We start from the raw sequence: 21249 nt of genomic DNA on the forward strand, positions 1-21249 counted from the left end.
TGAAGATGTTGAAAAATTTTAGGGTTTTGTTTTTTTTGATAGCGACGTTGTCGGTGTCTCGTTATTGCGAGGCAAAATCAACCAACACCGTCATTGCGAGGTACGAAGCAATCTCATTTGTAGAATCAGATTGCTTCGGCTCACTCAATCCCAGCCTCGAAATGACGACTCGCCCAGTAAAGGCGATTTCTGAATCCCGCACCAGAACAAATTTCAATAAAAACTGGAAATTCTTTTTAGGTGACGAGCCAGGAGCAAAATCTCCAGCATACAGCGATTTAAAATGGAGAAAACTTACCTTACCCCACGATTGGAGCATTGAAGGGAAATTTGACGAAAAAAATCCCGCTAAACCCGAAGGCGGTGGTCTTCCAACAGGAATTGGTTGGTATAGAAAAGAATTTACAGCGCCTGCAGATTTTCAAAACCGAGTAATCAGCATCGAATTCGACGGGGTGTATAAAAATAGTGAAGTCTGGATTAATGGTAAATACTTGGGCAAAAGACCTTACGGTTATTCTTCTTTTTCTTATGAAATAAGCAAGTTTCTAAAATCAGGTAAAAACATCATTGCAGTTAAAGTTGATAATTCAGCACAGCCGGATTCCCGCTGGTATTCCGGTTCTGGAATTTACAGAAACGTCTGGTTAAGCTCTACAGCCAAAATTGCAGTAGCAAAATGGGGAACTTTTGTAACTGCAGATCAATCTGGTAAAGTTGAATTGCAGATTCAGATCCAGAATAAAACCTTAAAATCACAAGCTGTTTCAATAACGAATACCATTCATAATGCCGAGGGTAAAGTAATTTCTGCTACTGTCCAGCAAGTGCTAAAAATTGATACACCAGGTTCATTGATCAACAGGATTTTCGAGGTTAAAAATCCTACTTTATGGTCTGTTAAAAATCCTTATCAATACAAAATGGTTACCCAAATAGTTCAGAATGGAAAAATAATTGATAAATATGAAACCAAATTTGGCATCCGATCTTTCAATTTTGACGCTGAAAAAGGCTTTTCTTTAAACGGTAAACCAACGAAGATTTTAGGGGTTTGCCTCCATCATGATTTGGGCGCTTTGGGTGCTGCCGTTAATGTTAGGGCAATGGAACGTCAGCTCGAAATTATGAAAGAAATGGGCGTTAATGCCATTCGTACTGCTCATAATCCACCAGCACCCGAGTTTTTAGATTTATGCGATAGAATGGGTTTCTTGGTAATGGACGAGGCTTTTGATATGTGGGCAAAGAAGAAAACCAAAAACGATTACCATTTAAATTTTCCAGAATGGCACAAACGTGATTTGGAAGACATGATTAAACGCGACCGTAATCATCCATCCATTATTCTTTGGAGTGTTGGTAACGAAATTCGTGAGCAATTTGATAGTACGGGCATTGCGATTACCAAAGAGTTGGTAGGTATCGTTAAAAATTTAGACACTTCTCGTCCGGTGATTTCAGCATTAACAGAAACTGATGCAAAAAAGAACTTTATTTACCAGGCAAATGCGCTTGATGTTTACGGACTAAATTACAATCATAAAAAATATGCAGATTTCCCAAAAAACTATCCAGGAGTAAAATTTCTTGCTACAGAAACGACATCTGCTTTAGAAACTAGAGGTTTTTACGATACGGCAGATACCATTCGCCGTTGGCCTAAAGATGGAAAAACCAAATTTACCGAAGGCAATAAGGAATGGTCTGCATCATCATACGACAATGTTTCGGCCTATTGGGGTTCTACACATGAAGAAACCTGGAAGGAAGCAAAAAAATATGATCACGTTTCCGGTTTATTCGTTTGGACAGGTTTTGATTACCTAGGAGAGCCCTTGCCTTATCCATGGCCGGCCAGAAGTTCCTATTTCGGAATTGTGGATTTAGCAGGTTTCCCGAAAGATTCTTATTACATGTATCAAAGCGAATGGACCAATAAACCTGTTTTACATATTTTGCCTCATTGGAATTGGGAATCAGGCAAATCCGTTGAGGTTTGGGCGTATTACAACAATGCCGATGAAGTGGAGTTGTACCTTAACGGGAAATCATTGGGTAAAAGATCAAAAAAGGATGATGATTTACATGTGCTTTGGAATGTCAACTTCGAGCCGGGAACACTGAAAGCAGTTTCCAGAAAAAATGGTAAAGAAGTTTTAGTTAAAGAAGTGAAAACCACGGGCGCAGCAGCCAAAATAGAATTAATCGCTGATAGGAAAGATATTAAAGCTGATGGTACCGACTTATCATTTGTAACGGTTCGGGTTTTAGATGCTGCTGGTAATTTAGTGCCGAATGCGGATCATTTAGTGGACTTCAAGGTAGAAGGCGATGGTTTTATCGCTGGCGTTGACAATGGTTTCCAGGCAAGTTTGGAGCCATTTAAGGCAAACTACCGAAAAGCATTTCATGGTTTATGCCTGGCCATTCTTCAATCAAAGGAGAAGGCAGGGATTATAAAACTGACTGCTACAGCCGGAGGTTTAACATCAGCATCAATTACAATTAAAACTGGGAAATGATAGTTTGAATTTAGCCCATTGGTGATGCCATAAAAATTAAAATGGTTGGTGAAGACACCGGCCATGAGGAATAAGAGAAATAAAAGAAACATAGCGGTTGGGTTACCCACCTGATAAAATACTAATAAAATTAAGATAAGTGGAGAAGACAATTAACTTAAAAGGAATAACCTGGAATCATAGTCGCGGGCTTTTGCCTATGGTGGCTACGGCCCAGCGTTTTTCCGAATTATATCCAAATGTTAACATCACCTGGGAGAAAAGGAGTTTGCAACAGTTTGCCGATTTCTCCATTCAGGAACTGGCAGAACGATTCGATTTACTCGTAATTGATCATCCCTGGGCTGGTTTTGCTGCGAAAACACAGTCGATCGTGCCCTTAGATTTTTATCTTTCTGATGATTATCTTGCTGATCAGGAACGAAATTCGGTGGGTCAGTCCTACGAAAGCTATTTCTATGATGAACATTTATGGGCACTTCCGATAGATGCAGCAACCCCTGTGGCGGCTTCCCGGCCAGATTTATTTGTCAATAAAGATTTGGAATTTCCGAAATCATTCGACGATTTATTAAGACTTGCCGATAGGGGATTGGTTGCCTTTGCTGGAATTCCAATCGATGTGCTCATGAACTTTTATACCCTCTGTTGCTCTTTGGGCGAAGATCCTTGTCAAGGTGATGATGAAGTAGTGTCGCAGCAAACGGGTGTTAAGGCCTTAGGAATGTATCGCGAACTAGCCTCGAAAATAGATCAGGCAAACTTCAATAGAAATCCAATTCAGGTTTATGAAGCGATGACTTTAACAGATGAAATTGCCTATTGTCCGTTTGCGTATGGCTACTCAAATTATTCAAGAAACGGATATGCCCGCAAAACCTTACATTTTCACGATATGATTTCCCTTGATGGAAAAACGAATTTAAGAAGTACTTTAGGTGGAACCGGTTTGGCCATATCATCTAAATGTAAGGAGCTTGACGTAGCAGCCAAGTATGTGGAATTTGTGGGTTCTCCAGCCTGTCAATCTACCTTGTTTTTCGAAAACGGTGGGCAGCCTGGGCATTTATCAGCCTGGAAAAATGAAGAGGTTAACCGCCAAAGTCACAATTATTTTTTAAATACTTTACCTGCTTTACAACGGGCATTTCTTCGTCCTCGTTATCATGGCTCTATGTTTTTTCAAGATCACTCAGGCGATGTAGTTCGGGATTATTTAATGAATGGTGGAGACGAAATTGCAGTGTTATCGAAGATGAACGAATTATATCAAAAATCTAAAACTTTGGTATTATCATGAACAGGCCGCTAGAAGGACTTTTAGTTTTGGAGTTTTGCCAGTTTCTGGCAGGACCATCTGCCGGCTTAAAACTAGCAGATTTAGGTGCCCGGGTAATTAAAATCGAACGCCCGAAAACCGGCGACGCTTGTCGTCAGTTATCGATAAAAAATCTTTTTGTTGATGATGATAGCTTGCTTTTCCATACTATTAACCGCAATAAGGAAAGCTATGCAGCCGACTTAAAAAATCCGGATGATTTAGAAAGGTTGAAGAAATTAATCAGCAAGGCTGATGTAATGACGCATAATTTCCGCCCTGGAGTAATGGAAAAAATAGGCTTGGATTATGAACATGTTCAGACTCTCAATCCTAAAATTATTTATGGAGTAGTAACCGGTTATGGAAACGAAGGCCCCTGGAAAAATAAACCAGGTCAGGATTTATTGGTTCAGGCAGTTTCGGGATTAACATTTTTATCGGGCGTTGATACCGATGGGCCTGTTCCTTTCGGTCTTTCGGTTTCTGATATTATGTGCGGAAATCATCTGGCTCAGGGCATTTTAGCCGGCTTAATTAAGAGAGCAAAAACCAATAAAAGTGTTTTGGTTGAGGTGAGTTTACTGGAGTCCATTTTAGATGTGCAGTTTGAGGTGATCACCACCTATTTAAATGATGGTGGGAAATTGCCAGACAGAAGTGGGGCGAAGGGTAGCGCACATGCCTATTTAAGTGCACCTTACGGGATGTATGAAACCAAAGATGGCTATATTGCCATGGCGATGGGAAATCTTCCGAATATTTGTGCCATTATTAAATGTGATATTTCCGATTTGTATGTTGAGGCTGGTTCAGCCTTCGAGAATCGAGATAAACTGATTGTTCGTTTAGCCGAAACTTTCAAAAAAGAAGAAACGAAAAAATGGGTCAATCTTTTAGAAAGCCACGGAATTTGGTGTGCAGAGGTATTGAATTACCAAACCGCCACGACGTTAAATACTTATAAAAGTCTGCAAATTGAACAGCAGTTAGATTTGGGTAATGGTGTAAAAATAAAGACAACCGTTAGCCCAATTCGTTTGGATCATGAAAAGTTATTGGCCCCGAAAGCGGCGCCAAAATTGGGTTTTAACACGCCAGATATTAATAAAGAGTTTGAATTAGAGAATCATACTTAATAGGTTGTCATTCTGAATACAGTTAAGAATCAGCAAGCTATAAAAGACTGAATGATAACATCATCGAACATTTTGGTGGTTGAAATGAGTACAGTGTAAATAGGTTAGGGATTCTTGGTTACCCTCAGAATGACAGCAAGTTATAGTAGTAGAAATAAACAAAATTATGAGACCGCTTGAAGATTATTTAGTTATCGATTTCAGCCAGTTTCTATCAGGTCCATCGGCGAGTTTACGCCTGGCGGACATGGGCGCTCGGGTAATCAAAATTGAACGTTTAGGGATTGGCGATATCTGTCGTACCCTATATACTTCTAACCTGATTATGAACGGAGAATCGTCTGTTTTTCATGCCATCAATAGAAATAAGGAGAGCTTTGAGGTAGATTTAAAGAATGAAGAAGACAGAGATATGGTGCGTGAGCTGCTAAAGAAAGCAGATGTGATGATCCACAATTTTCGCCCCGGTGTGATGGAACGTCTGGGCTTTGATTATCCTTCAGTTTGCGCTTTAAATCCAGAAATTATTTATGGTGAAGTTTCAGGCTATGGAACAAATACAGAATGGAAAAATAAACCTGGTCAGGATTTACTATTACAATCAGTTACCGGACTCACATCCCTAACAGGAAATGCGGATAGCGGTCCTGTGGCAATGGGTTTATCTATTGTTGATATGCTGGCCGGTGCACATTTGGCGCAAGGGCTTTTAGCTTGTCTGTATCGCAAAGTGATAAAAAATGAGGGCGGTTTTGTGCAAGTAAGCATGATGGAATCGGCCTATGATTTTCAGTTTGAGACGATTACCACCTTCATGAATGATGGAGGCGCCTTACCAGAACGTTCAAAAAGAAATAATGCCAATGCTTATCTCGGTGCACCCTATGGTATCTATCAAACGGAAAACGGCTATTTGGCTTTAGCAATGGGTTCAATTCCTCAGTTAGGCCAATTATTGGGTTGCGAAAAGTTGGAAGATTACGTAGAATTGAAAGAAGCTTTTGATAAAAGAGACGAAATTAAAACGATTTTAGCAGCACATCTGCTTACTGCAACTACTGAAACGTGGCTTTCTGTTTTAGAGCCGGCAGATATTTGGTGTGCAGATGTATTAAACTGGAATGCACTAATGGCTCACGAGGGTTTCAAGGTGTTAAATATGATACAGGAAGTGGAGATGATAGACGGTTACAAATATGAAACCACCAGATGTCCGATTCGTATTGATGGCGAGCTATTAACTTCCAGTAAAGGTTCTCCAAAATTGGGGCAGGACAACGAAAGGATTATCAAAGAATTCATCACTCAGAATACGATTGCTAATGCATAACCAGATAGAAACTTTTAAAATAGCTGTTCGCAAATTTGCTCCTTTTGAATCGGCCATACAGAAATTCTGGGATCAGTATTGTGAATTTTCTGGCTGCACCATAAAGTTGGAAATGGTGGTGATGGATTTACACGAACTCTATGATAAAACCATTTCAAAAAAAGGTTTAGCAAATGGAGATTTTGACATTGCCCACATCAGTACAGATTGGGTTTTGGAAGGTTATTCCCATCATGATTTTGAAGTACTGAATCCTTACATCAACAAAAATAAACCTGAGGATTTTCCGAGAGGATGGAGTAAGTCGCTATTAACGTTGCAGCGTTTCGGTTGGGAAGTAGTAGGCTTGCCCTTTCACGATGGGCCCGAATGTTTCATCTACAGAAAAGATTTATTTGAAAGCGACCTTGAGCAAACAAGATTTTTGGCAAAGTATGGCAAGCCGTTGGAAGCGCCAAAAACCTGGGAAGACTTCCATCAAATTGCCCAATTTTTTAACCGTCCGGAAGATAGTTTATACGGAAGCATTTTTGCCTGCTATCCTGATGGGCATAATACGGTATTTGATTTTTGCCTACAATTGTGGACCAGGGGCGGGAGCTTAACAGATAAAAATGGATTTATCCAAATTAATACTGAGGCCGCAATCAGCGGGTTAGATTTCTACCGAAAAATTGTTAATGATAAAACTGCGGTCCATCCAAAATCAGCCGAATTCGAATCGGTAGCCGCAGGAATTGCATTTTCGCAAGGAGAAGCTGCCATGATGATCAACTGGTTTGGCTTTGCAGCGATGTGTGAAGTAGATGCAAATTCTAAAGTTAAAGGAAAAGTTGATGTCGGCTTGTTACCTGCAGCGGAGGGTAAGACTTCCGCTTCGTTAAATGTTTACTGGCTTTACACCATCGCCAAAGGCAGTAAAAATAAGGATCTTGCTTATGATTTCCTTCGCTTTGCTTTAGCTCAGGAACAAGATAAACAACTTACAATGGAAGGCGGAATTGGTTGCAGAATTTCAACCTGGAATGATCCTGAAATCAACGCCATTATTCCTTATTACCACAAATTGGAAACGTTGCATGAGGTGGCAAACATGCTACCGCAAAAACAAAATTGGGCAGCAATTGCCGCTATTATTGATCAAATGGTTTTGCAGGCGGTAAATACTGAAACGCCAAGTGAAGCGCTTATTTTAGAAGCACAAAACCAGATAAATAAAATTGATAAATGAGTATTGATATAAAATATAAACCAGAATTACCGCTTACCAAGCAACCAATTATCATTATTGGTGCTGGTGGAATCGTGGCAGATGCGCATCTACCTGCCTATAAAATTGCGGGTTTTGAAGTACACGGCATCGTAAACCGAACCAAAGAACGAGCCCAAAAATTAGCAGATGCTTTTGGTATTCCAAATGTGTACAATTCTGTAGCAGAAGCTGTGGCTAATGCACCAGAAAATACAGTTTATGATTTAACAACAATGCCTGCGCAATATATCGATGCTTTAAATCAATTGCCAGATGGAAGCGCTGTATTAATTCAGAAGCCTATGGGTGATGATTTTGCCCAGGCAAATGAGATTTTAGCGCTTTGCCGGTCTAAGAACTTGAAAGCAGCTATTAACTTTCAACTTCGCTTTGCGCCTTTTGTAAGTGCAGCAAGAGACCTGATTGATAAGGGGCTCATTGGTGAACTTTACGATATGGAAGTTCGGGTAACGATTAAAACGCCATGGGAAATTTTTCCACATGTAATCATTCATCCAAGGCTTGAAATTCAATACCATAGCATCCATTATGTAGATCTGATCAGATCGTTTTTGGGTAATCCCAACACTGTTTTAGCAAAAACTTTGAAGCATCCCGCGAAAAATTTATCATCTTCACGGTCTACAATTTTGTTAGATTACGGGGATACGCTCCATGCGGTGATTAACACCAACCATGATCATGATTTCGGACCAAACCACCAGGAGAGTTATATTAAATGGGAGGGTACAAAAGGTGCAATTGTGGCAAAAATAGGCTTATTGATGGATTATCCTCATGGTGTGCCGGACGTTTTCGAGTACTGTATTGTAGAAGAAGGCAAATCGCCTGAATGGCAAACTGTAAAACTGGAAGGTTCTTGGTTTCCGGAAGCTTTTATTGGAACGATGGCGAATTTGATGAGGTATAACGAGGGTTCGAGTGATGTGTTGTATACCAGTGTTGAGGATGTAATTCAAACGATGGCTGTTGTGGAAAGTGCATATCAATCAAGTGATACTGGAGGGGTAAATGTTTTAGGTTATAAGTTATAAGTTTTAATTTCGGATATAGGCGATTTGAAGAGCCAAAGCACTTAAAGTCGTTCTACTAAAATCCAGCCTAACAAATTTTTCGGGATGCACAGTTAAAGCCAAAGCATTAACTTAAATAGAAAAATTTTAAGCTGGGAGTTTTGTTTCTTTTACGATCAAAAGAAAAAAGCCCGTCTGGCCAAGACAACGAAAATTTTTTTAAAAAAAAATAAAATGTATTTCAAATCAACATTTTTTGAAGATTACCAATTACAAGATAAACGTATAACGCTTGGGCGTACGATCACAGAAACCGATTTCGTAGTTCACGCCGGCCATACGGGTGATTTTTTTCCACACCACATGGATGCAGAATGGTGCGCTACGCAACCTTTTAAACAAAGAATTGCCCATGGAACGATGATTTTTAGCATAGGAATCGGATTAACGGCATCAGAAATTAATCCTGAGGCGATGAGCAAAGGCTACGATAAATTGCGTTTTGTAAAACCAGTTTTCATTGGCGATACCATACATTCAGAAATCACAATCTCTGAAAAGGGAGATAGCAAAAGACCCGAATACGGAACAGTAACCGAACATGTAGAAATAATCAATCAGCATGGAGACGTAGTTTTAGTCTGCGACCATTTGCTAGTAGTAAAGAAAAATCATTAGTTCATTAGCCAATAGTTCATTGGTTTGGGTGCCGATATTGATAGTTGTAGTAAAACGTAAATACCACCCAGTGAACGAACATATAAGTAGAGATACGCCCTAATGAACCAATGACTAATAAACCAATGAACGAACAAATAAACCAAATATAATGAACCACAACACACAGCCAGAAATTGTAACCGAAGGTGATCCTTCAGCAGGGAAAAAATATTTATTGCCATTTATATTAGTCGTAAGTCTTTTCTTCCTTTGGGGAATGGCGCATAATCTGGATTCAATTTTAATTCCACACTTAAAAAAGGCGTGTAACCTGAGCAATAGTCAATCTACATTGATTGATACTTCAGTATTTTTAGCTTATTTTTTAATGGCAATTCCTGCAGGTGTACTTCTAAAACGGTTCGGGTATAAATCAACCATGATTACTGGATTGCTGGCCTTCGCTTTCGGCGCTTTTTTATTCGTTCCTGCAGCAAATAATTTGTCTTACATTACATTCTTAATAGCGCTTTTCATCATTGGTTGCGGTTTAACGTTGTTAGAAACCTCTGCAAATCCTTACGCAGCAATATTAGGTAGTCCTGATAAAGCTGCATGGCGACTAAACCTTGCAGCAACATTTAATGGTTTAGCAGCACCTTTGGCAACAGTTGTAGGTCGATTTATTCTTTCTGGTAAATCTCACACCAAAGAAGAATTAGCGGCAATGACGGAAACTGTTAGAAACAATTATTTTCTAACCGAAGCATCAACAGTAAAAACACCATATATTATTTTGGGAACTATTTTGGTTTTAGTGGCCTTGCTATTTTATTTTATGAAACTTCCAGAGGTGAAAACAGCCAGTAAAGATGGTATTTCTCAAGGTAGTTTTTTGGGCGCTTTAAAACATAAACATTTACGTTGGGCAGTAATTGCACAGTTTTTTTACGTAGGTGCACAGGTTTGTGTAACTAGCTTTTTCATCAGGGCAGCACAACAGGCTGGTGGTTTTGATGAGTATACAGCATTGAATTATCTAGGGTTATATGGTACATTATTTTTAGTTGGGCGATTTGTGGGGACAGCTTTATTACGCTACATCGCATCAAACAAACTATTGGCTATTTACGCTGTAATATGTGTTTTACTTAGTATTGTTGCTATAACTGGAACAGGAGTAGTAGTAGTTTACGCTTTGGGCGGTTTGGGTTTCTTCATGTCGATTATGTTCCCAACCATTTTTGCCTTGGGAATAGATGGTATAGGAGAGGATACAAAACCGGGTTCATCTTGGCTCATTATGTCAATTGTTGGCGGTGCTATATTACCATTTGGAATGGGATCCCTAATCGATCATTATGGAGATAATATCCAAATAGGTTACAGTATCCCGTTAGTTTGTTATTTAATTATTCTCTATTTCGGAATAAGAGGTTATAAAATCGCTCATAAATAGATCATAAACTATTCGCCATTGCCTGCCCGTAGTTGCAGGCAAGGCACAAAACACATTGCCAGGAGCAGCGAAAGATATCAATTGGCCAATACACCATCAATGGTTCATTTCGCTTAAAATCGAATATGGCAATGACAAAAAAAAATCAAAATGAAACTAGTGTTTAGTAAAATATTCCTGTTCTTTCTACTCTGTAATTTTAGCTTTAAGCTTAATGCACAACAAAACGAAAATGCAAAACCTTGGGTATTTTGGTATTGGGTAAAAGGTGCGGTTTCTAAACCTGGTATTACCGCCGACTTGGAGGCTATGAAAGCCAATGGAATTGGGGGTGCTTACTTGATGAGTATTCAAGGTCCTGATAAAACGCCTGTTTATTCGCCACCTGCAGTTCAACTTACACCCGAATGGTGGAAACTGGTGGAGTTTGCCATGAGTGAGGCAAAACGGCTAAACTTAAAACTTGGGATGCATGTGAGTGATGGTTTCGCCTTGGCTGGTGGACCTTGGATTACACCCGAACTTTCTATGCAAAAGGTGGTTTGGTCAAAGTCTGTGGTAAATAATTCAACTGCAAAAATCATCCTTTCAAAACCTGAATCGAACGAGAACTACTATAAAGATATCGCAGTTTATGCTTATCCTTCGCCTGTGGGCGAAAACATTTCTACAAGAACGGTTATACCTAAAATTACGGCTAGCAATGGTGCTGATGCCACAGGTTTGATTCAGCCCGGAAATAAGAAAAACTTTGGTTCCAACGAACCGTGTTATATTCAGTATGAGTTTGCAAAACCATTTACTTGCAGAACGGTAACCATTAAAATTAGTGGAAATAATTATCAGGCACAGCGACTAGCTATCGAGGTAAGTGATGATGGAAAAAGTTTTCGGTCGATTGGCAGGCTGGAAGCACCACGTCATGGTTGGCAAGATACCGACGAAGATGTAACGCATTCTATTAATCCAACAGCGGCTAAATTTTTCAGGTTTATCTATGATAAGAAGGATTCGGAACCAGGAGCCGAAGATTTGGATGCTGCTAAATGGAAACCTTCTTTAAAACTGGTAAATCTTGAGTTAACTTCAGCTGCACAAATTAATCAGTTTGAAGGGAAAAATGGTTCGGTTTGGAGAATTAGCAGGAGAAGTACGGATGAACAAATCGCCAAAGACCTGTGTATTCCATTAAATAAAATCATCAACCTAACGGATAAATTAAATCCAGATGGAACTTTAAACTGGAAAGCACCGGAAGGGAACCTGCCTGCCGGACAGACGAGCTGGACGATTTTAAGAGTTGGGCATACTACTACTGGCCATACCAATGCAACAGCAGGTGGTGGAAAAGGGTTGGAGTGCGATAAGTTTAATCCCGAAGCCGTTAAACTGCAATTCGAAAATTGGTATGGTGAAGCGCTAAAACATGGTGGACCAGAAATAGCTAAGAAAGTTTTAAGCGTTTTCCATGTAGATAGTTGGGAATGTGGCAGCCAGAATTGGTCGCCATTATTTAAGGCAGAATTTAAAAAACGCAGAGGTTACGATTTAACGCCATACTTGCCAATTATGACTGGATTGCCTGTAGAAAGCGCTGCAGTCTCTGAAAATTTTCTCTACGACATTCGTAAAACAATCTCCGAATTGGTAGTAGATCAGTTTTACAAAACTTTGGCAAAATTAGCTAGAGAACAAGGGGTAACCTTCACTGCTGAAAGCATTGCGCCAACGATGATAAGCGATGGCTTGTTGCATTACAAAACTGTTGATGTGCCGATGGGAGAATTCTGGTTGAACAGCCCGACTCACGATAAGCCAAATGATATGTTAGATGCCATTTCTGGTGCTCATATCTATGGCAAAAATATTGTTCAAGCAGAAGCTTTTACCACCGTTCGCATGGATTGGAATGAAAATCCTTCGAATATGAAAACCTTGCAGGATAGGAATTATGCGCTTGGGATTAACAAATTGGTTTATCATGTTTTTACCCATAATCCGTGGATAGATAGAAAGCCAGGGATGACGCTAGATGGTGTGGGTTTATATTTTCAAAGAGACCAAACCTGGTGGAAACCGGGCAAAGCATGGGTAGACTACGCAGAGCGAACACAAAACCTGTTACAGCAGGGTAAGCCTGTGGTCGATATCGCTGTTTTTACAGGAGAAGAATTACCCCGACGTTCAGTTCTGCCCGATCGGTTAGTTGAAACCTTACCTGGTATTTTCGGTGCTGATGTTGTGGAATCAGAAAAGAAACGTTTGGCCAATGTTGGCGAACCTTTGCGTCAGATTCCGTCTGGCGTAACGCATTCTGCAAATATCGCGGATCCAGAAAACTGGGTAAATCCGCTACGCGGTTACGCTTACGACAGTTTTAACCCTGATGTATTGGCTACTGCTACGGTAAAAAATGGGGAGGTAGTTTTTGAAAGTGGCGCAACTTATAAAATTTTGATTTTTCCCGGAGCGATGAAAATGAATCCGAACTATCAATACATGAGTTTTGAAATTGTTGAAAAGCTATCGGAATTGATTAAGAGTGGAGCTAAAGTCATTTTAGCAGATAAGCCAATGTATCAAAATGGAAACAAGCAAGTTAAAGTAGCTCAATTTGACAAAATTGTTGATGAAATTTGGGGTGGGTATTTTGATTCATTTAAGAGTGGTGGAAAACCTATCTATATAAAGAAACTTGATTTAGGGCAAATTTATAGAGCACCTTTCGAGGGAAATGATTTTAATAGTTTAGGATTGGAAAAGGATTTGGATATCACTGAAATCCCTACAGGATCAATGTTGTTAAGTTCAATAATTTTGCCAACAAAAAAAGTAGCATTTGGTCATAGAAAAACGACCGACTCTGAAATCTATTTTATATCAAACCAAGAAGCTAAAGAAAGAGAATTTAATTTTTCTTTTAGAATAAATGGAATGGTGCCAAAAATCTACAATTCGGTAACCAATGATACAACCGCTCTTAAAAGCTGGTCGATTAGAGACGGAAGGACTTATTTTCGCTTAAAATTGCCAGCAAATGGTTCTGTATTCGTAATTTTTAATGAAAAGACAAATTTAACTCAACTGCAAGCTGGGTCAAATTTCAATAAGTTTAAAACTGGTCAGGATATTTCTAAAGACTGGCAAGTTCAATTTGATCCAGCTCTTGGTGGTCCGTCAAAGCCAGTTGTATTTAAAGATTTAACTGACTGGACTAAACATACGGACAGCTCCATAAATTACTACTCTGGGACTGCTATTTATTCGAAGAGTTTTACATTCAATGGAGATATAAAAAATGCCTGGATTGATTTGGGTGGGTTTTCCAGCATGGCTGAAGTGAAAATCAATGGGATTAATTGCGGCACATTATGGACAGCACCTCATCGTTTAGACATCAGTAAAGCGATAAAAAAGGGCAATAATAAAATAGAAATTGAAGTGACAAATACTTGGGCTAATCGTTTAATTGGAGATAGTAAATTGCCTGAAAATAAAAGAATTACTAAAACTACTGCACCTTTCCGTTTAGAGGGTAAACCTTTAAACCCTGCAGGATTATTAGGGCCAGTAGTTATTCAAGTGGAGGAGAAATAAGATATGAAAATCATTAAAGTTAGTCTAGTTGTTTTGTGCATGTCAACGATTTGCTTTGCACAGGATAAGGCTCTAGTTAATACATCAAACAGTAAATATGCCAAGCTACGCAGTGTGAATATGAGCGACGTGACATGGACGAAAGGTTTTTGGGCCGATAGATTTAAGGTGGCTACGGAAACGATGGTGCCAAATATGTGGGCCATTTACAACGATCCAAAAATAAGCCATGCATTTAAAAATTTTGAAATTGCTGCTGGTTTAGATACGGGTTCGCATTTTGGGCCGTCTTTTCACGATGGCGATTATTACAAAACTTTGGAGGCTGTGGCAAGTCTATACGCCTCAACCAAAAATCCAAGGCTGAATGAAATGATGGATAAAGCCATTGTCGTAATTGGGAAATCGCAGCGAGAAGATGGTTATATCTACACCAAAGCGATGATTGAGCAGCGGAAAACAGGTTCTAATAATCAGTTTCAGGATAGGTTAAGTTTTGAATCCTATAATATCGGGCATTTAATGACTGCCGGTTGCATCCATTATCGTGCTACTGGAAAAACCACTTTGTTAAATATCGCTAAAAAAGCTACTGACTATTTGTATAATTTCTACAAATCGGCTTCTCCAACACTGGCCAGAAATGCCATTTGTCCTTCTCACTATATGGGCGTTGTAGAAATGTACCGCACAACTAAAGACCCTCGGTATTTAGAATTGGCCAATCATTTAATCGCCATTAAAGGCAAAATTGATGACGGAACTGATGATAATCAGGATAGAATTCCTTTTTTGCAGCAAACCAAGGCGATGGGGCATGCGGTGAGGGCGAACTATTTATATGCTGGCGTAGCCGATTTATATGCCGAAACAGGAAAAGATTCGCTGTTGAAAACCTTGAATTTGATGTGGGATGATGTAAATCAGCATAAGATGTATATCACAGGTGGTTGCGGTTCACTTTATGACGGAACTTCTCCTGATGGAACATCATACAATCCCGCTGATGTTCAGAAAGTTCATCAGGCATTTGGTCGCGATTACCAGTTACCGAATTTTACCGCTCATAATGAAACCTGTGCAAATATTGGCAACGTACTTTGGAACTGGCGAATGCTCCAAATTACAGGCGATGCAAAATATGCAGATGTGATGGAACTGGCTTTACACAACAGCGTTTTATCAGGAATAAGTTTAGATGGAAAGAATTTTTTATACACTAATCCATTAGCTCAATCTGATGATTTGCCTTTCAAACAGCGCTGGTCTAAAGATAGAGTACCTTATATTGGCTTGTCGAATTGCTGCCCACCGAATGTGGTGAGGACCATTGCCGAAGTAAGTGACTATGCTTACAGCATTTCTGATAAAGGGTTGTGGTTCAATTTGTACGGTGGAAATAACTTAACTACTAAATTAGCTGATGGAAGTAAGGTTTCACTAGTTCAGACTACCAACTATCCGTGGGATGGAAGTATTAAAATCACTGTTGAGGAAATTGGAAATAAACCGTATTCAGTTTTCCTTCGAATACCAGCCTGGACTCAAAATGCTCAAATTAGCGTTAATGGTAAAACAGAAAATATTAAAGCCACTTCCGGAACATACGCCGAAATAAATCGGGTTTGGAAAAAAGGCGATGTAATAGAATTGAATCTCCCGATGGAGGCTACTTTGATTGAGGCCAATCCTTTAGTTGAAGAAAACAGAAACCAAATTGCAGTAAAACGCGGACCAATTGTTTATTGCCTGGAATCTACAGATTTACCTGGCAAAAATATCTTTAATGCTTTTATTCCTACCTCAACGAAATTTACCGCTCAACCAATAAATATTGATGGTGCAGAGATGATGAGTTTGGTTGGTAATGCTAAAATTGTGGAACCGAATAACTGGAAAAACGTATTGTATCGCCCGGTTAATAACAATAACAGTGATGCTGAAATTAAACTGGTACCTTATTTTGCGTGGGGAAACCGTGGGCATTCAGAAATGTCGGTTTGGTTACCAGTGAGTAAATAAAAATAAATCGTCATTGCCAGGTACGAAGCAATCTATTTTTACTATGAGATTGCTTCAAGCCTCGCAATGACGAAATAATGTGATAAAAATGAAACTAAAACTCACCTTACTTTTAAACTTCGCTTGCTGCATCATCGCATCGGCAACGGTTAAACCTGCCTCCATCTTTACCGACCACATGGTTTTGCAACAACAAAGTAATGTGGCGATTTGGGGTTGGGCCAAGGCGTCGACCAAAGTAAAAATCATCACTTCCTGGAACAACAAAAACTATTCAGTAATAGCTGATCAAGATGGGAAGTGGAAAGTAAAAGTGGCCACACCATCTGCTGGCGGACCATATGAAATGGAATTAAATGATGGAGAAAAGCTGATTCTAACAGATATTTTAATCGGCGAGGTTTGGTTTTGTGGTGGTCAATCGAATATGGAAATGCCAATGAAAGGCTTCAAAAGTCAGCCAATAATTGGTTCAAACGAAGCCATTCTTAAATCGTCAAATAAAAATATAAGGCTTTATACCGTTCCGCGTTCTTCTATTACCGAACGCCAGGAAAATAGCAAAGCATCGCAATGGAAACTGGCGGCACCCGAAACGGTTTCCAACTTCAGCGCAACTGCCTACTATTTTTCCTCCTTATTAAGTGATTTATTGCAAGTGCCTATCGGTATTATAAATGATAGTTATGGCGGCTCTTCCATTGAGGCCTGGATGTCGCCTGAAGATTTAAAGGCGTTTCCGGAAGTCAAAATTCCCGCCAAAGGCGATACGATAAAGGAAGTGAGCCGAACACCAACAACGCTCTATAACGGAATGCTTTATCCTGTCATTGGTTACGGAATCAAGGGTGCAATTTGGTATCAGGGCGAATCTAACTACGAGCGACCAGATCGATATGAAGAATTATTTCCAGCAATGGTTTCTTCATGGAGAAAAAATTGGGATAACGGAGAGTTTCCATTTTACTATGCACAAATTGCTCCCTACAATTATGCGCAGCTTCCGCCTTACCACATTGGAGGAAAATTTAACTCCGCGTTTTTGAGAGATGCCCAGCGGAAATCTTTAGTCAAAATTCCTAATTCAGGAATGGCTGTTTTGATGGATATCGGTGAGGAAAAATCCATTCATCCAGCGAACAAAAAACAAGGTGGTGAACGTTTGGCTTATCTTGCCTTGGCACAAAGTTATGGTTTAAAAGGCTTTGGCGCACTAAGTCCCGCCTATGAATCTTTAACCATTGATAAAAATAAAGCGGTGATTAAATTTCAAAATGTATCAAACGGTTTGACCGCGTTCGGTAAAGAATTAAGTCTTTTCGAAGTAGCCGGTGCAGATCGGAAATTTTATCCTGCGAAAGCGGCAATTACCGGGAGTAGCGTTACAGTATCCGCCGATCAGGTTAAAACGCCAGTTGCGGTTCGTTATGCTTTTAAAGATTTTGTGATAGGCGATTTATTCGGTAATGATGGTTTGCCCGTATCTTCTTTCCTTACTGATGATTGGGATAATTAATAGTTATATGAATTTAGCCACTAAGATACTATTTACACCAAGAATTTTTGTTAAAAACTTAATTGTTCTTACACTCGTTATATGGTCAAAATTCTCGGTATTCTGCTTGGATGTTGTCAAGTGTCTAAGTGGGTCAAAACTTTTGAATCCTTTCTCCGTGTTTTTGTGTCTGATCACGATTAATGGTTTTTCACAAGACAAAGAGCTCAATAACGTAGTATGGACTTCTCAAAGCGATAATTCATCAGAATCGATGCCAGTGGGCGGAGGAGACATTGGGCTAAATTTATGGGTAGAAAAAGGTAAAGTTTACTTGTATCTATCTCGTAGTGGAACATTTGATGAGAATAACACGCTGCTCAAACTAGGTCGGGTAAAACTTAAATTCAGTCCTAATCCGTTTGAGGGCAAAACTTTTAAGCAAGAATTAATTTTAAAAGACGGATATGCTCAGATTTTCGGCGTTAATGGGAATTTGAACACTCAAATTAAAGTTTGGGTCGATGTTTTTAATCCAATTATTCATTTGGGTATTAAATCAAATCAGAACATTACAACAGAAGCAAGTTATGAAAGCTGGCGGTTTGAAGATCGCATAAGTAAAGGCAAGGAAAATAACCAGAATTCGTATAAATGGGCGCCTCAAGGGATAGTAAAGACCTTCAAAGATGAGGTTGTATTTAAGAATAATGCAGTTCAATTTTATCACCAGAACAAAGCAGAAACCGTTTTCGACGTCGCCGTAAAGCAACAGGGACTTGCCGACAGGAAAGAAGAACTATATAACCCTCTAAATGACCTGATTTTTGGCGGAACAATGGAAGGTGATAACTTACTGGCAGCCGGAAATTACCAGGGAAAATATTTGAATACGCCATTTAAGGCCTGGACTTTGAAAAGTAAGAAGCCCTCCAAATCGGCTAATATTTCTATTACCCTAACTACTGCAAAAAACAAATCGCTTCAGGAATGGGAAAGAAAATTAAATGCAGTACCAAAAAAAATCAATCAAAAAGCAAGTGTTAAATGGTGGAATGATTACTGGAAAAGGAGTTTTATCAACATCAGCTCAAAAGACGAGACGGCGAATCAGTCATCAAAAAACTATCAATTATTTCGGTATATGTTGGGCTGCAACGCATTTGGAAATTATCCTACTAAGTTTAACGGTGGCTTATTTACTTATGATCCGCAACTTACAGATTCTGCTTTGAAATACACGCCCGATTTCAGAAACTGGGGAGGAGGAACACACACGGCACAAAACCAGCGGTTGGTTTACTGGCCAATGTTAAAAAGTGGCGACTTCGAAATGATGAAACCACAATTTGATTTCTATCTCAATCTATTGAAAAACGCGGAGATTAGAACTCAAGCTGCCTGGGGGCATAAGGGAGCAAGTTTTACGGAGCAATTAGAGAACTTTGGGTTGCCAAATCCGGCAGAATACGGCTGGAAACGGCCTGCTGATTTTAACAAAGGCATGGAATACAATGCCTGGTTGGAATATGAATGGGATACCGTTTTGGAGTTTTGTATGATGATTTTGGAAACTGAAAGATATGATGGCGCAAACATTGAAAAATATCTTCCTTTAATTGAAAGCTCACTCACATTTTTCAAAGAGCATTATACATACCTGGCGAAGCAAAGAGGAGCAAAGGCGTTGGATGCCAATGGACATTTAGTTTTATATCCGGGTTCGGGAGCGGAGACTTATAAGATGGCTTATAACTCCACATCTACACTTGCGGCTTTGAAAACGGTTCTGGAAAGATTGATTACGTATCCCGGTTTATCCGAAAAACAAAAAACAGATTGGCAGGAAATGCTAAAAACCATCCCGCCAATGAGTTTCAGGGAGTTTAATGGTCATGCCACAATTTCTCCAGCGAAACTTTGGGAGCGAATTAACAATACAGAAAGTCCGCAATTATACCCGGTTTATCCCTGGGGAATTTATGGAATAGGAAGACCGGGTTTAGATACGGCAATAAATACTTTCAAATATGATACAGAAGTTTTAAAATTCCGAAGTCATGTAGGATGGAAACAAGATAATATTTTTGCTGCTAGATTAGGATTGACGGATGAGGCGACAAAACTAACAACCGCTAAACTGAAAGATTCTGGCAGACGCTTTCCCGCTTTCTGGGGACCGGGTTTTGATTGGGTTCCAGACCATAACTGGGGTGGATCTGGGATGATCGGTTTGCAGGAAATGCTGCTCCAAGCAGACGGAAAAAGCATTTATTTGTTTCCTGCCTGGCCTAAAGATTGGGATGTTCATTTTAAACTTCATGCGCCATTTAAAACAATAGTTGAAGGGACTTTGAAAGACGGAAAATTAGTAGATTTAAAAGTTTTGCCAGAATCAAGAAGGGCAGATGTAATTAATAAAATGTTAGAGTGAGCAGATGATTGAATGAGGGAATGTGTTAGCGAGTTGCCAGGGAACATCCATTCATTCAAAATTCAATCATTCACTAAATAGAAAAATATGGATTTACAGTTAAAAGAAAAAGTGATCGTAATTACTGGTGCTGCAAAAGGCATCGGACGTAGCATTGCAGAAGTTTTCGCAAAGGAAAATGCCATCGCAGTAGTTGTTGGTAGAAAGGCAGATGATAACCAAAAAGTTGTTGATGCAATTGCCGCAGAGGGTAGAAAGGCGGCACAATTTGTTGCCGAATTATCCAATCCTGATGATTGTAAGAAAGTTGTTGCTGAAATTATTGCTCAATTTGGAAGAATTGATGGTTTGGTAAACAACGCAGGTGTAAATGATGGAGTGGGTTTAGAAAGCGGTAATTACGAAGATTTTATGGCTTCATTACACAAGAACGTGGTTCACTATTATTTAATGGCACATCACGCCTTGGCAGAATTAATTAAAAGCAAAGGTGCAATCGTTAATATCACTTCAAAAACAGCCGAAACCGGTCAAGGAAATACTTCAGCCTATGCAGCAGCAAACGGTGGGCGAAACGCTTTAACCCGCGAATGGGCAGTAGAGCTTCTAAAATATGGAATCCGTGTAAATGCTGTGGTGGTGGCCGAATGTTGGACGCCAGCGTACGAAACCTGGATTGAAACTTTACCAGATGCACAAGCTAAATTGGACGAAATTACGGCTAAAATTCCTTTGGAAAATAGAATGACGACTGCAGAAGAAATTGCTAACATGACTGCTTTCTTGATGTCGGCAAAATCGAGCCATACTACGGGGCAAATTATCCATGTAGACGGTGGTTATGTCCATTTAGACAGAGCTTTAGCCAATGCATAATTTAATTAATTAGTGAATGAGAGATAGAGCGCGTGAGAGAATGATTGCACATTGTTTTAAATACCACTTACTCATTCACTCATTTAAAATTTACTCATTCAATCATTC

General features: G+C 39.5%; 13 protein-coding genes. All 13 read left to right on the plus strand.

Features of this window, described 5'->3' with window-relative positions; genetic code table 11:
• Window positions 1-161: 161 nt before the first annotated feature.
• The 13 genes from galB to AC3ITD_RS06550 all read left to right on the plus strand — a co-directional run bounded on the left by galB (window position 162) and on the right by AC3ITD_RS06550 (window position 21141).
• Entirely contained in the window at window positions 162-2525 is a 2364-nt protein-coding gene (galB, locus tag AC3ITD_RS06490; RefSeq protein ID WP_489365077.1) for a beta-galactosidase GalB, read from the plus strand.
• A 139-nt stretch (window positions 2526-2664) separates the two neighbouring features.
• Window positions 2665-3825 (plus strand): ABC transporter substrate-binding protein, encoded by a 1161-nt coding sequence (locus AC3ITD_RS06495; protein WP_489365078.1) that lies wholly within the window; start codon window positions 2665-2667, stop codon window positions 3823-3825.
• Window positions 3822-4982, plus strand: a complete 1161-nt coding sequence (locus tag AC3ITD_RS06500) for a CaiB/BaiF CoA transferase family protein (protein ID WP_489365080.1) — start codon at window positions 3822-3824, stop codon at window positions 4980-4982. Before AC3ITD_RS06495 ends, AC3ITD_RS06500 begins: the two co-directional genes overlap by 4 nt.
• A 166-nt stretch (window positions 4983-5148) precedes the next feature.
• A complete protein-coding gene (locus AC3ITD_RS06505) occupies window positions 5149-6312 on the plus strand; it encodes a CaiB/BaiF CoA transferase family protein (RefSeq protein WP_265801129.1) in 1164 nt (387 codons plus the stop codon).
• On the plus strand, window positions 6305-7543 hold the full coding sequence (locus AC3ITD_RS06510) for an extracellular solute-binding protein (RefSeq protein WP_489365082.1): 1239 nt from the start codon (window positions 6305-6307) through the stop codon (window positions 7541-7543). Before AC3ITD_RS06505 ends, AC3ITD_RS06510 begins: the two co-directional genes overlap by 8 nt.
• A complete protein-coding gene (locus AC3ITD_RS06515) occupies window positions 7540-8619 on the plus strand; it encodes a Gfo/Idh/MocA family protein (RefSeq protein ID WP_489365084.1) in 1080 nt (359 codons plus the stop codon). Before AC3ITD_RS06510 ends, AC3ITD_RS06515 begins: the two co-directional genes overlap by 4 nt.
• 213 nt (window positions 8620-8832) lie before the next feature.
• Window positions 8833-9276, plus strand: a complete 444-nt coding sequence (locus tag AC3ITD_RS06520) for a MaoC/PaaZ C-terminal domain-containing protein (protein WP_265801126.1) — start codon at window positions 8833-8835, stop codon at window positions 9274-9276.
• Window positions 9277-9427: 151 nt separating this feature from the next.
• A complete protein-coding gene (gene fucP / locus AC3ITD_RS06525; protein WP_265801125.1) occupies window positions 9428-10717 on the plus strand; it encodes an L-fucose:H+ symporter permease in 1290 nt (429 codons plus the stop codon).
• A 150-nt stretch (window positions 10718-10867) separates the two neighbouring features.
• Complete coding sequence (locus tag AC3ITD_RS06530; protein ID WP_489365087.1) at window positions 10868-14314, plus strand: glycosyl hydrolase; 3447 nt, start codon at window positions 10868-10870, stop codon at window positions 14312-14314.
• A gap of 39 nt (window positions 14315-14353) precedes the next feature.
• On the plus strand, window positions 14354-16336 hold the full coding sequence (locus tag AC3ITD_RS06535) for an aceric acid hydrolase (RefSeq protein ID WP_489365089.1): 1983 nt from the start codon (window positions 14354-14356) through the stop codon (window positions 16334-16336).
• Between the two features lie 88 nt (window positions 16337-16424).
• Window positions 16425-17852, plus strand: coding sequence for a sialate O-acetylesterase (locus AC3ITD_RS06540; protein WP_489365091.1), 1428 nt, complete (start codon window positions 16425-16427; stop codon window positions 17850-17852).
• 142 nt (window positions 17853-17994) lie between these two features.
• Window positions 17995-20265: a DUF5703 domain-containing protein gene (locus AC3ITD_RS06545; protein ID WP_489365093.1), complete on the plus strand. Its 2271-nt coding sequence runs from the start codon at window positions 17995-17997 to the stop codon at window positions 20263-20265.
• A gap of 87 nt (window positions 20266-20352) precedes the next feature.
• Window positions 20353-21141 (plus strand): L-fucose dehydrogenase, encoded by a 789-nt coding sequence (locus AC3ITD_RS06550; protein WP_489365095.1) that lies wholly within the window; start codon window positions 20353-20355, stop codon window positions 21139-21141.
• Window positions 21142-21249: the final 108 nt, after the last annotated feature.

The sequence above is a fragment of the Pedobacter sp. KH_004 genome, from assembly GCF_057840755.1.